Origin of the sequence: Amycolatopsis oliviviridis, from assembly GCF_014654365.1 — a bacterium.
GTDB lineage: Bacteria > Actinomycetota > Actinomycetes > Mycobacteriales > Pseudonocardiaceae > Amycolatopsis > Amycolatopsis oliviviridis.
Genome location: NZ_BNAY01000003.1, coordinates 636,341 through 651,416, shown reverse-complemented (window position 1 = coordinate 651,416; position 15,076 = coordinate 636,341). Strand labels below are relative to the sequence as shown.

The 15,076-nt window shown below is 66.7% G+C and carries 13 protein-coding genes; 10 read left to right on the top strand and 3 right to left on the bottom strand.

Features of this window, described 5'->3' with window-relative positions; all coding sequences use genetic code 11:
• Positions 1-133: 133 nt before the first annotated feature.
• Positions 134-433, top strand: a complete 300-nt coding sequence (locus IE302_RS16135; RefSeq protein ID WP_191255313.1) for a YciI family protein — start codon at positions 134-136, stop codon at positions 431-433.
• A 21-nt stretch (positions 434-454) separates the two neighbouring features.
• Here the strand turns inward: IE302_RS16135 and IE302_RS16130 are convergent, their stop codons facing one another.
• Entirely contained in the window at positions 455-613 is a 159-nt protein-coding gene (locus IE302_RS16130; protein ID WP_007028942.1) for a hypothetical protein, read from the bottom strand.
• 212 nt (positions 614-825) lie between these two features.
• Here IE302_RS16130 and typA point away from each other — a divergent pair, with 212 nt between their 5' ends.
• The 5 genes from typA to IE302_RS16105 all read left to right on the top strand — a co-directional run bounded on the left by typA (position 826) and on the right by IE302_RS16105 (position 9,266).
• On the top strand, positions 826-2,748 hold the full coding sequence (gene typA, locus IE302_RS16125) for a translational GTPase TypA (RefSeq protein WP_191255312.1): 1,923 nt from the start codon (positions 826-828) through the stop codon (positions 2,746-2,748).
• Between the two features lie 591 nt (positions 2,749-3,339).
• Positions 3,340-5,049, top strand: a complete 1,710-nt coding sequence (locus IE302_RS16120) for an ABC transporter family substrate-binding protein (protein ID WP_191255626.1) — start codon at positions 3,340-3,342, stop codon at positions 5,047-5,049.
• 287 nt (positions 5,050-5,336) lie between these two features.
• Positions 5,337-7,142: an ABC transporter family substrate-binding protein gene (locus IE302_RS16115; protein ID WP_191255311.1), complete on the top strand. Its 1,806-nt coding sequence runs from the start codon at positions 5,337-5,339 to the stop codon at positions 7,140-7,142.
• Positions 7,143-7,324: 182 nt separating this feature from the next.
• Positions 7,325-8,341 carry an ABC transporter permease gene (locus tag IE302_RS16110; protein ID WP_191255625.1) on the top strand — a complete coding sequence of 339 codons (1,017 nt, stop codon included), beginning with the start codon at positions 7,325-7,327 and terminating at the stop codon, positions 8,339-8,341.
• Positions 8,334-9,266 carry an ABC transporter permease gene (locus tag IE302_RS16105; protein WP_191255310.1) on the top strand — a complete coding sequence of 311 codons (933 nt, stop codon included), beginning with the start codon at positions 8,334-8,336 and terminating at the stop codon, positions 9,264-9,266. The genes IE302_RS16110 and IE302_RS16105 overlap by 8 nt, the downstream gene beginning before the upstream one ends.
• A gap of 432 nt (positions 9,267-9,698) precedes the next feature.
• Here IE302_RS16105 and IE302_RS16100 read toward each other — a convergent pair whose 3' ends face one another.
• Positions 9,699-11,480 (bottom strand): ABC transporter ATP-binding protein, encoded by a 1,782-nt coding sequence (locus IE302_RS16100; RefSeq protein ID WP_191255309.1) that lies wholly within the window; start codon positions 11,478-11,480, stop codon positions 9,699-9,701.
• Between the two features lie 157 nt (positions 11,481-11,637).
• Between IE302_RS16100 and mshB the strand changes: the two genes are divergently transcribed.
• Genes mshB through IE302_RS16085 form a run of 3 tightly spaced genes read left to right on the top strand, consistent with a single transcriptional unit; the run spans position 11,638 to position 13,683 of the window.
• Complete coding sequence (gene mshB, locus IE302_RS16095; protein ID WP_229907785.1) at positions 11,638-12,480, top strand: N-acetyl-1-D-myo-inositol-2-amino-2-deoxy-alpha-D-glucopyranoside deacetylase; 843 nt, start codon at positions 11,638-11,640, stop codon at positions 12,478-12,480.
• On the top strand, positions 12,477-12,899 hold the full coding sequence (locus tag IE302_RS16090) for a hypothetical protein (protein ID WP_191255308.1): 423 nt from the start codon (positions 12,477-12,479) through the stop codon (positions 12,897-12,899). Before mshB ends, IE302_RS16090 begins: the two co-directional genes overlap by 4 nt.
• Positions 12,892-13,683, top strand: coding sequence for a hypothetical protein (locus IE302_RS16085; protein WP_191255307.1), 792 nt, complete (start codon positions 12,892-12,894; stop codon positions 13,681-13,683). Before IE302_RS16090 ends, IE302_RS16085 begins: the two co-directional genes overlap by 8 nt.
• A 9-nt stretch (positions 13,684-13,692) precedes the next feature.
• Here the strand turns inward: IE302_RS16085 and IE302_RS16080 are convergent, their stop codons facing one another.
• Entirely contained in the window at positions 13,693-14,454 is a 762-nt protein-coding gene (locus tag IE302_RS16080; protein ID WP_191255623.1) for a site-2 protease family protein, read from the bottom strand.
• 171 nt (positions 14,455-14,625) lie between these two features.
• Between IE302_RS16080 and IE302_RS16075 the strand changes: the two genes are divergently transcribed.
• Entirely contained in the window at positions 14,626-15,009 is a 384-nt protein-coding gene (locus IE302_RS16075) for a WhiB family transcriptional regulator (protein ID WP_007028952.1), read from the top strand.
• Positions 15,010-15,076: the final 67 nt, after the last annotated feature.

Here is a 15,076-nt window from a genome sequence, read left to right as displayed (position 1 = left end):
CGACGTCGAAGTACCGCATCCAGAGGACGAAACGCGGGATGATTTCACTCATTCCGGGCGCGTAGCGTCAACACTTCGTATCGGCTGATCCAGTACGCCTGTCACATTGGAGATCCGGGTCTACCTTCATCTCATGTATGTCGTCCTGCTGACCTACACCGCCCCTATCGAAGAAATCGACTACGTGCTCCCGGATCACGCCGACTGGCTGACCAAGCAGTACGAGCACGGCAATTTCCTCGCCTCCGGCAGGCGCAACCCGCGCATCGGTGGCGTCATCATCACCAGGCCCATGGCCAGGGGAAAGCTGGACGCGATCCTCGCGACAGACCCCTTCTCGGTCAAGCACATGGCCGCCTACGAGGTGATCGAGTTCTCGCCGACCCGAACCGCGCCGGAACTGCGGCAGGTCAACGAGGCGGTGGTGCACTGACGATCATTGCCGAAGACGCGGTCAAGCCGCTTTCGCGATCTTCGTTTTCGCCTTTTTGAGGGCGAGAACGGGGCATTTGCCGCATCGTGACTTCGAGCGGCAGCATTTCTTCTTGACCTTGCCTGACTTCATCCATTTACGCACGAGCTTGTGCGGGTCGTCGGGTAGCTTCTTGCCCACTCGCGCTCCTTGTCGGACTGCGTCGGCGACGCCTCCACGTTAGGTGAGGCTAACCGATCTTGGGGCGTGGGGGTGCTCACAGTTCGGCTACAGGTACGCTGGTGTGGTCCGCGTATGGCCAAAGTCGGCCGACGTTACTCGATCGCGTGAGTTGGAAGCGCTCGGGGCGGCGTGGGCACCACACCCGAACTTGAAACCTTTGGAGCCTTCGCGTGCCCGCAGCCAGCGCCACCGCAGTCGATGCCGGTCGCTCGTCCGGCAAGACCCGGCCCGACCTGCGCAACGTCGCCATCGTCGCCCACGTCGACCACGGCAAGACGACCCTCGTCGACGCCATGCTCCGGCAGTCCGGCGCGTTCGAGGAGCGCGCCGAACTCGTCGACCGCGTGATGGACTCCGGAGAGCTCGAGCGGGAAAAGGGCATCACCATCCTCGCGAAGAACACCTCCATCCACCGCGAGACCGAGAACGGCCCGGTGACGATCAACGTCATCGACACCCCCGGCCACGCCGACTTCGGCGGCGAGGTCGAACGCGGCCTTGCCATGGTCGACGGCGTCGTCCTGCTGGTGGACGCCAGCGAGGGCCCGCTCCCGCAGACCCGGTTCGTGCTCCGCAAGACCCTCGAAGCCGGCCTGCCGGTGATCCTGGTCGTCAACAAGACCGACCGGCCCGACGCCCGGATCTCCGAGGTCGTCGAGGAGACCCACGACCTGCTGCTCGACCTGGCCGGTGACATCGAGGACGCCGACCTCGACGCGATCCTCGACCTCCCGGTCGTCTTCGCCTCCGCCCGGTCCGGCAAGGCGAGCCTCGAGCAGCCCGCCGACGGCGCCGTGCCCGAGAGCGAGAACCTCGACCCGCTGTTCGAGACCCTGCTGCGCCACGTGCCGCCGCCCTTCGCGGACAAGGAAGGCCCGCTGCGCGCGCTGGTCACCAACCTCGACGCGTCGAACTTCCTCGGCCGGATCGCGCTGATCCGCATCCACTCCGGCAACCTGCGCAAGGGCCAGACCGTGGCGTGGATGCGCGAGGACGGCAGCATCCAGAACGTCCGGATCTCCGAGCTGCTGGTCACCGAGGCGCTCACCCGCGTCCCGGCGACCGAGGCCAGCGCGGGCGAACTGGTCGCCATCGCCGGCATCCCGGACATCACCATCGGCGACACCCTCGCCGACGTCGAGAACCCGGAGGCGCTGCCCCGGATCGCCGTCGACGAGCCCGCCATCTCGATGACCATCGGTGTCAACACCTCGCCGCTGGCCGGCCGCAGCGGCGGCGACAAGGTCACCGCCCGTCTGGTCAAGGCCCGGCTGGACCAGGAGCTGATCGGTAACGTCAGCATCAAGGTGCTGCCGACCGAGCGCCCCGACACCTGGGAGGTCCAGGGCCGTGGCGAGCTGGCGCTGGCGATCCTCGTCGAGCAGATGCGCCGTGAGGGCTTCGAGCTGACCGTCGGCAAGCCGCAGGTGGTCACCAAGATGATCGACGGCAAGCTGCACGAGCCGTTCGAGCGCCTGTCGATCGACGCCCCGGAGGAGCACCTCGGCGGCATCACGCAGCTGCTCGCCGCCCGCAAGGGCCGCATGGAGCACATGGGCGGGCACGGCACCGGCCGCATCAAGCTCGACTACGTCCTCCCGGCGCGTGGCCTGATCGGCTTCCGCACCGACTTCCTCACCGAGACCCGCGGCACCGGTATCGCGAACCACGTGTTCGAGGGGTACTTCCCGTGGGCTGGCGAGATCCGCACCCGTCACTCCGGTTCCCTGGTCGCCGACCGCTCGGGCCCCATCACCGCGTACGCGATGATCCAGCTCGCCGACCGCGGCACCTTCTTCGTGGAGCCGGGCGCCGAGGTGTACGAGGGCATGGTCGTCGGTGAGAACCCGCGTGCCGAGGACCTCGACATCAACATCACCAAGGAGAAGAAGCTGACCAACATGCGTCAGTCCTCCGCCGACGTGATGGAGACGCTGGCCCGCCCGCGCAAGATGGGCCTGGAGGAGGCGCTGGAGTTCTGCTCCGTCGACGAGTGCGTCGAGGTCGCCCCCGACGTCGTCCGGATCCGCAAGGTCACGCTGGACGTCAACCAGCGCGCCAAGGAGCGCAACAAGATGAAGAACCGCGGCTGACCTGCTCAGCGAAACGCCGAAGGGCGTCTGCTCACTCACTGTGAGTAGGCGCCCTTCGGCGTTTTCGGCGCCAAAAGCGATCACGCACCGTATTCGATCGGGTGTTCCTCGTGAGAACAAGTCCTTTCCCGACAATTCCGAAGGGAAAGCGATCTCCATTTTGGACGGTGTTCACAACGCCGGAACGGCTTCACGGTACGACGGGAAGTGTGGCCCGCCGAGAACGCGGATCGGGTACGGCGCGAAACAAAAGATCCTAAACGTGTCCGGATAGGACTCGTGATCGCGATCGTTTCTTCGACGAAACGTCCGGTGGCGAACATTCCGGCCGCCGTTCCGGAATGTTCCGGGTCGCGGAACCCATTGCCGAACGGGCCTGTTTCGGCGGGTCCCGAAAAGTGTCGTCCGGTCAGGAACCCCGGAGGCCTCCCGGACGTCCACCGGAGGAGGGTGGCATCCGGTCGGGCGACGACCGGGCCGATATGGGAATCTCGCTGCCGAGGCCATGTCCGGCGTGATAGCTCTATGGCGACGGGGCGAGGGACAAACCAGGAGGATCCAGGCGTGCGTTCAGCGACCACAGCGGCACCCATGGTGGTGTGCGCGGCCGTGCTCCTCGCCGCCTGCAGCAACACCCCGCCCCCGCCCGTGGTCAGCTCCTCGGCCTCCCCGGTGAGCACCTCGACCACGAAGACGCCCTCGCAGGTCGTCGTGGGGGTCGACGACGTTCTCGGCGGCTACAACCCGCACAACCTCGCCGACGCCTCCCAAGTGACGTCGGCGCTCTCGCAGCTGCTGCTCCCGTCGGTGTTCCGCCCGAAGGACGACGGCAGCTTCGAGCTGGACAAGAACCTGATGAAGTCCGCCGAGGTCGTCTCGCAGCAGCCGTTCACGGTCGCGTACACGATCCGGCCGGACGCCTCCTGGTCCGACAGCGCCCCGATCGCCGCCGAGGACTTCGCCTACCTCCGTGAGGCGATGCGCGACCAGCCCGGCGTCATCGGCGCCGCGGGCTACCGGCTGATCTCGGACATCCAGTCGCGCGAAGGCGGCAAGCGGGTCGAGGTCACCTTCTCGAAGCCGTATCCGGGCTGGCAGACGCTCTTCGACAACCTCCTGCCCGCCCATCTGCTCAAGGACGCCCCGAACGGGTGGCAGGGCGCGCTGGCGACGGCGTTCCCGGCCGTCGCCGGCCCGTACTCGATCAAGGGCCTCGACACGGCGCGCGGAGAGGTCGTCCTGGAGCGCAACGAGCGCTATTGGGAGAAACCCTCCGCCCTCGACCGGATCGTGCTCCGTGCGGCCGATCAGGAGGGCACACTGGCCGCTCTGCGCAGCGGCAACGACCAGTTCGCGATGACCAGGACCGACGGCAACGGCCTGAAGCGGCTCGGCGAACTCGGCTCGGCCGTCCAGCTGCACACGGTCGCCCGCCCCACGGTCGCGCAGATCCTCCTGCGGCCGGTGAGCGCGACGCTGTCGGATCCCAAGGTGCGCGAAGGCGTCACCGCGCTGATCGACCGCGGCAAGCTGATCACCGAGGCGGCGGAGGGCGGGCCGTCGGACAAGCTCCGCGCCGACGCCCAGGTCCGCGTCCCGTCGGCTCCGGGCTTCCAGCCGACCATCCCGGCCCCGGGCCCGCCGTCGGCGGCGGATCCGGTCAAGGGCGAGGACCTGCTCAAATCCGCCGGGTACACCAAGGAAGCCGGGACCTGGCGCAAGAACGGGAAGAACCTTTCGCTGGTCGTCGCCTCGCCCGCCAAACAGGAGCCGTACGCGACGATCGCGAAGGAACTCACGGCGCAGCTGGTGGCCGCGGGGATCGAGGTCAACGCGATCGCGCCGCAGCCGAGGGAGCTGTTCTCGACACTGCTGGCCATGCCGGTGCTCAACGGGGTCCAGCAGACGACCCCGGAAGGCGCGGGCAACGTCGGCATCGACATCGCGGTGATCGGCCAGGCCACCGGCGGTGCGGACGTCGCGTCTGCGCTGGCGTCCACCTTCGGCTGCCGCCCCGATCAGCTCGCCGACAAGACCAAGGCCGTCGTCCCGGGGAACCCGCTGGGCTTCTGCGACCCGGCCCTGCAGCCGTCGATCGACGCGGCCCTGACCGGCACCACCCCGGCCGCCGACGCGCTTTCGACCCTGGAACCGGAATTGTGGCGTCGGAATGTTGCCATTCCGTTGTTCCAGCTGGCCGATACCCTCGCCATCGGCTCTGGTATTTCCGGAGTAACCGCTGGTCCTCCTATGGTGGGCCCTTTCGGGTCCGCGGTGAACTGGACGAGGGGTCCGAAGTAGCCGATTCGAGTCCAAGCTCGCCCCTGGAGGGTGACCTTTCCCGGCACGTTCGAGTGGCGGACTGATTCCTCAAGGTAACCACTGTATTTCTTGATGTCGGCTTCAAGTTACCCTTTGGTCACGATCGCCCCGGAACTGGTGACTGTTCGTGCATTTCCTTTCTAGCGTGCACCCGCAGTGCGCCAAATGAGTGTTGCTTGGCGTGTCATAGGCTCCGGGCCATCTCACCGGAGCGGTGTGGGGTCCTGTTCCGATCTCAGGAGCCCAGTGCTAGGAGGGCACACTTCATGAGGAAGTCCAAGGCAGTCTCCGCCTGGTCGCTGGTCGCGGCCTCCGCGCTTGTGCTGAGCGCATGCAGCGGTGGCGACAGCGGCAGTACCGACCAGAACGGGTCGTCGACCGATATCAAGAGCATGGCGACCGGCAAGGCGCAGAACGGCGAAAACTTCAAGCTCGCGGACACCAAGGGCTACGAAGGCACCGTCACGGTGGGCATCGACGACGGGTACTCGGGCTACAACAACGACACGCCCGACACCAACACGTCGTACAACACCTACATCCTGACCTCCGTGCTCGCCGGTGCCGATGTGCTCGACGGCAACAACAAGGTGCTGCTGAACAACGACGTGTTCGACTCCTGGGAGGTCACCTCCAAGTCGCCGCAGACCGTCGTTTACAAGATCAAGCCGAACGTCAAGTGGTCGGACAACGAGGCGTTCGACTGCGACGACATGTACCTGTCGTGGCTGGCGCACTCCGGCAAGGCGAAGACCGCCGACGGCAAGCAGGCCTTCCTCGCCGCTTCGACGACCGGCTACCAGCTGATCAACGAGGCCACCTGCAAGGACGACCTGACCTTCGAGACCAAGTACACCGAGCCGTACCTGGACTACAAGGGTCTGTTCAACTCGACCGCGATCATGCCGGCGCACATCGTCGAGAAGCGGGCGAACGTCCCCGACATCACCAAGCTGACGCCGACCAGCGACGCCGCTCAGCTCAAGGCCGCCGGTGACTTCTGGACCAACGGCTTCAAGGCCTTCAAGGCCGAGGACATGCCGGCTTCGGGCCCGTACAAGATCACCGCGTTCGACGCCAACCAGAAGGCCGTCACGCTCGAGAAGAACCCGAACTGGATCGGTGGCAAGGGTGGCCCCTCCAAGATCGTCGTGAAGGCGATGGAGGACACCAAGGCCATGGCGACCGCGCTGCAGAACGGTGAGATCGACATCGCCGCTTCGACCCAGCCCGACGCCACCGCCGCCAACACCATGAAGAGCCTCGCCGCTCAGGGTGTCACCTACGGTTCGGCCTCGCAGCTGACCTTCGAGCACATCGACCTCAACTACAAGCGCATGTTCAAGGACAAGAACCTGCGCAAGGCGTTCTTCGAGGTCGTCAACCGCCAGGAGATCACCGACAAGCTGCTGAAGGAGGTCCAGGCCGACGCGACCCCGCTGAACAGCATCGTGTTCATGCCGGGCGAGCAGGGCTTCAAGGACCTGTACAGCAGCAAGGCCGGTCTGGGCGCCGAGGCCGCGGCCAAGACGCTGTCCGACGCCGGCTGGGTCAAGGGTGGCGACGGCATCTTCGCCAAGGACGGCCAGCGCGCGTCGTTCAAGATCTCGCACAACCAGAACACCCGCCGTCAGCAGACCGTCGAGATCATCATCTCGCAGGCCAAGGCCGCCGGTATCGAGATCACGGACGACCAGGACGCCAACTTCCTGAAGGGTGGCCGTCTCGCGGCCAGCGACTACGACGCCGCGCTCTTCGGCTGGTCCGCCGCTCCGTTCAAGGCCGAGCAGAAGTCGATCTACATCACCCGTGTCGACGACAGCAGCCAGAACTACCAGGGTCTCTCGAACCCGACGATCGACTCCTCCTTCGAGGCGGCCGTGAAGGCCACCGACGAGGCGGTCCAGCTGGAGAGCTACCAGAAGGCCGACCAGGCGATCGCGGACGAGTACGCGACCCTGCCGCTGTTCCAGACCCCGTCCATGTGGGCGTTCAAGGGCATCGACCGCACTTACATGCAGTCGTACAACGGTGTCCTGTGGAACGCCGGTGAGTGGGAGCAGAAGAAGTAGGGCTTCCGCCCCGCTTTTTCACCACTCGCTTACGCGATCCTGGTGGTAGGGGGGTCCGGCCACAAGCCGGGCCCCCGTACCCGCCGGAAGTAGCTGTTGACCGTAGGGTTACCGCCACTACGGTGGACAACCGGGCAGCGGTCCAGCACTTCGGCGACCAGGCCCGGATGAGGAGCAGTTCGTTGAACCTGGTGATCTACATTCTTCGCCGTCTGGCGATATCGATTCCCGTCCTGCTGGTCGGGACTTTCCTGTGTTTCGTCATGGTCGCCGGCACCGGTGACCCGCTCGCCGAGATGAAGAGCAATCCGGCCATGAGCAAGGAAGCCATCGCGCAGATGGCCTCACAGCTCGGGCTGGACCAGAGCATCGTTCCCCGGTACTTCACTTGGCTCGGCAACTTCGTCACCGGCGACTGGGGCGTTTCCATCGCACAGGGCAACGCGCAGGCCCCGGTGTTCCCGAAGGTCATGGCCGCGTTCGAGGTCACCTTGAAGCTCGTCGTCGGAGCCGAGATCCTCGCGCTCATCCTCGGCGTCCTCGTCGGTGTGGTCGCGGCGGTCAAGCAGTACTCGATCATCGACTACATCGCCACCACGCTGGCCTTCCTGCTTTTCTCGATGCCGATCTTCTGCGTCGCCATCGTGCTCAAGCGGTACGCGATCGAGTTCAACGGCTGGGTGCGGGACCTGGGACTGTCCGATGTGCTCGGTAATCCCTGGATCCGCACCACGAGCCCGGAATCGCTGAACTTGGACGGTCCAGGCGGTTTCCTGGCCAGTTATATCGGCGCTTATCTGCTGCCGACCTTGTCCATCATGGCGATCAGCTTCGCCGCGTACAGCCGGTTCCAGCGCGCTTCGATGCTGGAGACGTTGAACGCGGACTACGTGCGGACCGCGCGGGCCAAGGGGCTCGGCAACGGCCGGGTCATCTTCCGCCACGCCTTCCGCAACGCGCTCATCCCGGTGACCACCCTGTTCTCCGTCAACTTCGGTGCCGTGCTCTCGGGCGCGATCATCACCGAGACGGTGTTCAACTGGAACGGCATGGGCAAGCTGCTCGTCGAGGCCGTGACCAAGAGCGATACGCAGGTGATGATGGGCTGGCTGGTGCTCATCGCCAGCAGCATCATCGTCGCCAACCTGATCGCCGACCTGATGTACGGCATCCTGGACCCGAGGATTCGCGTTGGCTGACTTGAATTCCCTTATCGCGGCGGAAGACTCCAAGTCCGCCGATGGCACGCTCCCGGCGGAGGCCCTGCCCGAACCCCGGAGTCAGGGCAAGCTGGTCCTGCGCAAGTTCCTGCGGCACAAGCTGGCGATGATCTGCACGGGAGTGCTCCTGCTCCTGGTGCTCACCGTGCTGATCATGCCGATCTTCTGGCCGCACAGCTACGAGGACAGCTCCTTCCCGTCCTTCGCGAAGCCCAGCGCGGACTACCCGCTCGGGACGACGCAGGTCGGCAAGGAGATGGTGTCGCAGATCCTGCGCGGCACCCAGTACTCGCTGCTGATCGCGCTGGTGGTGTCGATCATCGCCACCACCATCGGCACCGTTTTCGGTGCGATGGCGGGTTACCTCCGCGGCTTCACCGACTCCGCGATCTCGCGCGTGACGGACCTGTTCCTGATCGTCCCGCAGATCGCCGCCGCCGCCATCCTGGCGAAGGTGTTCGGTGGCGGCAGCTGGTACATCGTCGCGATGGTGCTGGCGGCGTTCGGCTGGATGCCGATCGCGCGAATCGCCAGAGCCGAGGCGATGTCGTTGTCCCAGCGGGAATTCGTGGACGCCGCCCGCGCGTCCGGCGCCGGGACCTTCCACATCGTGTTCAAGCACCTGGTGCCGAACATGGTCGGCCTGATCACGGTCAACGCCACCCTCGCGGTCGCTCAGGCCGTGCTGATCGAGGCGGCGCTGTCCTTTATCGGGCTGGGGGTGCAGCTGCCGGACACCTCGCTCGGCCGCGTCATCCTCGAGAACTACGCGCAGCTGCAGAACCGGCCGGCGCTGTTCTTCGGCCCGTTCGTCGTGCTGGTGCTGATCTCGCTGACGATCAACTTCATCGGTGACGGCCTGCGGGACGCTTTCGACCCGCGGCAGCGCCGCCAGAAGGCGTGATCGCTTCTCTTTAGCGCGTGAAGGCCCCCTTCCCTCGGCTCAGCCGTGGGAAGGGGGCCTTCACGCGCTTTGGGCTCATGAGAATGCCCCGAGCGCCACGCTTGAGACGTTGAGCGTCCCGGGCGTGGCGCTCGGGGACCTTCCATGACTCGGCGATCGCCACACGTGCCCCAGACGCACCAGCAGTCACAGCGTCTGCGCGTGAAGGCCCCCTTCCCTCGGCTCAGCCGAGGAAACTCGACCTTCACACCTTGCCGAAGTACATGAAGGCCCCCTTCCTTGCGATAGGCGCAAGGAAGGGGGCCTTCATGTACAGCAGGTGGGTAAGCGCCGGTACCAAAGCCTCACTGGCGCTTCGCAGGCCCCAAGTACATGAAGGCCCCCTTCACTGCGTCTAGCGCAATGAAGGGGGCCTTCACGTACCTCTGAGGGTCAGTCGGCCACTGGGGCGAGCTTGCCCGCCTCCCAGGCCGCACGCCGCTCGGCCTGCAGCACCGGGTCCGCGACCGGCGCGGCCGACAGCAGACGGCGCGTGTAGTCCTCGCGCGGCGAGTGCAGCACCTGGTCACGGGTGCCGACCTCGACCAGCTTGCCGTACTGCATCACCGCGACGCGGTCGGCCAGCAGGTCGACGACGGCGAGGTCGTGGCTGATGAACAGGCAGGCGAACTGCAGCGAGCGCTGCAGGTCCAGGAACAGGTCCAGTACGCGAGCCTGCACCGACACGTCCAGCGCCGAGGTGGGCTCGTCCGCGATCAGCAGCGCCGGGTCGAGCGAGAGCGCCCGCGCGATCGCGACGCGCTGGCGCTGGCCACCGGACAGCTCGTGCGGGTACCGGTTGCGGTAGTGGCCGCCGAGCTCGACCTTGTCCAAAAGGGACGTCACGCGCTCGTTCAGGGCCTTGCCCGACAGGAACTTGTGCAGCACCATCGGCTCGGCGATCGACTCGCCGATGGTCATCTTCGGGTCCAGTGTGGACGCCGGGTCCTGGAACACGATCGAGAAGTAGCGGCGCAGCGGGCGCAGCTCCTTGTTCGACATGTTCGTGATGTCCTTGCCCGCGATGGACACGGTGCCTTCGGTCGGGGTCAGCAGGCGGATCGCGCAGCGCCCGACGGTCGACTTGCCGGAACCGGATTCGCCGACCAGGCCGACGATCTCGCCCTTGGCGATGGTCAGCGAGACGTCGTCCACCGCGCGGTTCTTCGCCTGGCCGCGGCGGCCGGGGTACTCCAGCACGAGGTTCTTGATCTCCAGCGCGGGCGCGCTTTCCTCGATCACGGCGGCGAGCTCGGAGTCTTCGAGCCGGATCTCTTCGGCGATCTTCGTGGCCTCGTCGCTGTCGGCCGAGATGCCCTCGTCGTCGAGCAGGCGGCGGCCTTCGGGACGCTGGCCGAGCACCGGCACCGCGGCGAGCAGCTTGCGGGTGTACTCCTGCGACGGCGAGGCGAACAGGTCGCGCACCGGCGCCTCTTCGACGATGTTGCCCTGGTACATCACGACCACGCGGTCGGCGAGGTCGGCGACGACGCCCATGTCGTGCGTGATCAGCACGATCGCGGTGTTCAGGGTGTCGCGCAGCTTGCGCAGCAGGCCGAGGATCTCCGCCTGCACGGTGACGTCGAGCGCCGTGGTCGGCTCGTCGGCGATGATCACCTTCGGGTCGCACGAGATCGCCATCGCGATGACGACGCGCTGGCGCAGACCGCCCGAGAGCTGGTGCGGGTACTGCTTGAAGCGCAGCGGAGGGTTCGGGATGCCGACCATCTCCAGCAGCTCGATGGCGCGCTTGTCGGCGGCTTCCTTCGAGATGTCCTGGTGCGAGCGGAGCGCTTCGCGCAGCTGCCAGCCGACGGTGTAGACCGGGTTCAGCGCGGTCATCGGCTCCTGGAAGATCATCGCGACCTGGTTGCCGCGGATCTTCTGGAGGTCCTTCTCCTTGAGGTCGGCGAGGTTGCGCTCGCCGAGGCGGAGCTCGCCGGCGATCCGGCTGGTCTTCGGGAGCAGCCCGAGCACCGACATCGAGGTCACCGACTTGCCGGAACCGGACTCGCCGACCACCGCGACGATCTCACCGGGCTTGACGTCGAATCCGATGCCCTTGACCGCGTCGACCACGCCTTCGTCGGTCGGGAACGAGACGCTCAGGTCGGAGATGGACAGAACCGAACCCGACACGCCGCCGAGGTCCGACGATGCTGCTTCAGTGCTCACCAAGATGCCCTTCGTGGGGGTACATATGGTCACGGGGCAATGCCCATGACTCGCGCGAGGATAACCGAGAGTCGCCCGACTAAGGTCGGTGCTCGGGGCTTCCGTTCCCGACACCCTATAAAGGAAAGCGCGCCGTGTTCGAATTAGTCTTCAAGCCGTGATCTCCGATCGGCCCAAATTGCTCCTCGTGCACGCCCATCCGGACGACGAGAGCATCACCACGGGTGGCACCATCGCGCGCTACGCCACCGAGGGGGCGGACGTGACCGTTGTCACGTGCACTCTCGGTGAGGAAGGCGAGATCATCCCGCCCTCCCTCGACGGGCTCGGTTCGTGGGCTTCCGACCAGCTCGGCGGTTACCGCGCGGGCGAGCTGGCGTCGGCTTGCGCCGCGCTGGGCGTCACCCGGCACCGTTATCTCGGGGGCATCGGCCGCTGGCGTGACTCCGGGATGGCCGGGACGCCGTCCGCGGCCCATCCGCGCGCGTTCTCCGGCGGCGACCTCGACGAGCAGGCGGCCCAGCTCGCGGAGATCCTGGACGAGGTCCGCCCCCAGGTCGTCGTCACCTATGACGCTTTCGGGGGTTATGGGCATCCCGACCACATCCGCGCGCACGAGATCACCATGGCCGCGGCGCCGAAGGCCGCGTCGGTCGAGCGGGTCTTCCATACCGTTTCTTCTCGCGACGCCGTGACGGCCGGGCTCGCCGCACTGCGCGGGCGCTCGGCGTTCCGGGTCCCGGAAGACGGCGAACTGCCGGTGACAGCGGACGAGACCATCACGACCGTCCTCGACGTCGGCGCGCACGTCCCGGCCAAGGCCGCCGCGCTGCGGGCGCACGAGACCCAGGTCAGCGTGCCCGCCCCGCCGCATCTCGCGGACCACTTCGCGCTGAGCAACGACGTCGCGCAGCCGATCACCCCCCACGAGTACTTCGTGCTCGCCCACGGGCCGGCCGAGGGTGCCGGGGCGGATCTGTTCGGAGGCCTCGCGAAGTGACCGCGCCGCCACCGCTCACCGCGCGGCAGCGTCTGCTGCTGGCCTTGCTGTGTTTCGACGCGCTCTTGCTCGGACTGCTCGAACTGTTCTTCCTGCCGCTCCGGCTCGACGGGATCGTGCTGCCGAAGCTCGGGGACGCGCCCATGCCGGTGACCGTGGTGCTCGCGGTGATCACGACGCCGCTGCTGGTGCGGGCGACCGCGAAAGTGGTCCGGCCCTCCTTTTCGGTGATTCCGCTGCTCGTCTGGGTACTCGTCGTACTCGGGATGGGCATGACCGGCCCCGGTGGTGATCTGGTGCTGGTGCAGGACTGGCGGGCGCTGCTCCTGATCGGCGGCGGGGCCCTGCCGGGAGCGCTGGCGCTGGGTGGTGGTCTTGGCATAGCGGCGAAGGCCGCGAAGGGAGACAGCGGTGGGTGAGGCGATTTCGGACCGCCAGGTCGTGGCGGCGCTGAGGCCGTTCGTCCGCGCCTGCGGGCCGATGGTCGACGCGCTGCGGGACGCGGATCCGTTCGGCCTGCAGGCCAGGGGCCGTCGCGACGAGGACTTGGAGGACGTCGAGCCGGGGCTGAAGGACAAGCTGCTCGACGGGATCACCTCGGTCAAGGTGCCCGGCACCGCGGCCTGGGCGGAGATGTCGAACTATCAGCGGACCGAGTGGTGGGTGAACCGCGTCGGCCGGGTCACCGCACTGGTCACCGCGATCCCCGGGATCGGCGGGGCGCTCGCGGACAGGCTGCCCGTGCAGGACGCGCTCGGCTCGGCGGCGCAAGGGGTGCTGCTGTGCGCGATCGCGGGGGAGTACGGCGTGACCGACGTCGGCGCCCGGGTCCGGTTGATCGCCTGGGTGCTTTTCGAACGCGACATCGACCCGGTGATCGCGGCCGGCAAGCACGCCGAACATGACAAGACCGCCGAAGACGACGAAGCGGCGAAGCTCACCGAAGAACTCGAAGACGCGAAGAAGAAGCACGGCAAAGTCACCCTGAAGGCCGCCGCGGGCACCCTGTGGCGACTCGGCAGGGGACTGCTGGGCATCGTCGAGGAACTGGAGAAGCGGCCGCGCGGCCGTCTTTTCCACCGGGCGCTCGGGAAGCTGCCGGTGGTCGGCATGGCGGGCGACTACCTCGGCGAGCGGTCCGGCCTCAAACGCGTGTGGAAACGGGCGCACGAGTGGTTCACCGAACATCCCGAAGTCCGGTGACCGTCGAGCTCACTTCCAGAACATGAAAGCGTCCTGGCCGTACATCGCAGCGAGCTTGAAACCGCCGACGGTGTCGAAGATCGCGTAGGAGACGTCCCAGAGCAACGGGCTCGCTCCCGGCACGGCGAACAGGACGGCGAACAACGCGAGCGGCGCCCACGGCCGGGCCTTCGCGCCGAACTCCCGTGCGCCGGGCGAAAGGTACGGCTCGATGGCGCCCCAGCCGTCGAGACCGGGGATCGGCAGGATGTTCAAGAGGAACGTGACGATCTGAAGCAGGGCCAGGAACGAGAGCCCGATCACGAGCCCGTTCGACATCGGCACCAGCGCGACGACGAGCGTCAGCGCCACACCGACGCCGAGGTTGCTCAGCGGCCCGGCGAGTGAGACCCACGACTGGACACCGCGTGAACGCAGGCGTCCGTGCTCGATCCACACCGCGCCACCCGGCAGCGGGATGCCGCCGATGATGAGGAATACCAACGGCAGGACGATGGACAGCACCGGATCCGTGTATTTCCGGACGTCCATGGACAGGTAACCCTTGTGGGCGACGCTGTGGTCGCCGCCGCGGAACGCCACGACCGCGTGGCCGAACTCGTGCAGCGTCAGGGACGCGACCCAGCCGCCCGCGACGAGCAGGACGACGCCGGTGATGATGAGCGGGTCGTACTTCTGGCTGTAGATGGTGGTCGCGTCGCCGAAAGCCGCCAGGACTCCGCCCAGGACGGTGACCGCGAGGATGCCGAGGAAGATCGGGCTTGGCCGCACTGCTGATCTCTGCACCCCACCAGTCTTCCGTATGCCCGATGTGAAGTTCTCGGCGTGTCCCCTTGCGCGATCGAGCGCGAGTATCCCCCGAACTCGCTACTCCGCTTGACCTGACCGCACTACACGGGTGTAATCACAGTGATGTCATTCGTCGCTGGAAGGGGGCGGCGGATGGTGTTTCAACACCGCCAGCCTGGGGAGTGCGTGGACAGCGAGGAGGCGGACGTGCGGTTGGAAGCAGATGGAAGGGAATGGGGGCAAGTCGTGGGTTGGGGTGAGGTCCCGGAGCAGCAACTGGGCGATCTCACCGAGCTTTTCGACGATGCCTCCGCGGAAGAGCAGGACTGGCAGGAGCGGGCCCTCTGCGCGCAGACGGACCCGGAGGCGTTCTTCCCCGAGAAGGGCGGCTCCACCCGTGAAGCCAAGCGGATCTGCCTCGGTTGCGAGGTCAAGGACGAGTGCCTCGAATACGCCCTCGCGCATGACGAGCGGTTCGGTATTTGGGGCGGGCTCTCCGAACGTGAGCGTAGGAAACTGAAAAAGCGAGCTGTGTGACGGCGATCTCCGGCACCCCCAGTGCGCCGGAGATCGCTTCCTGCCCGCGTCTCTGTCGTTCCACCGC

Coding starts and splice junctions, on each gene's coding strand:
- IE302_RS16120 (WP_191255626.1), top strand. CDS start 3,340: ATGGTGGTGTGCGCGGCCGTGCTCCTCGCCGCCTGCAGCAACACCCCG.
- IE302_RS16075 (WP_007028952.1), top strand. CDS start 14,626: ATGGTGTTTCAACACCGCCAGCCTGGGGAGTGCGTGGACAGCGAGGAG.
- IE302_RS16115 (WP_191255311.1), top strand. CDS start 5,337: ATGAGGAAGTCCAAGGCAGTCTCCGCCTGGTCGCTGGTCGCGGCCTCC.
- IE302_RS16135 (WP_191255313.1), top strand. CDS start 134: ATGTATGTCGTCCTGCTGACCTACACCGCCCCTATCGAAGAAATCGAC.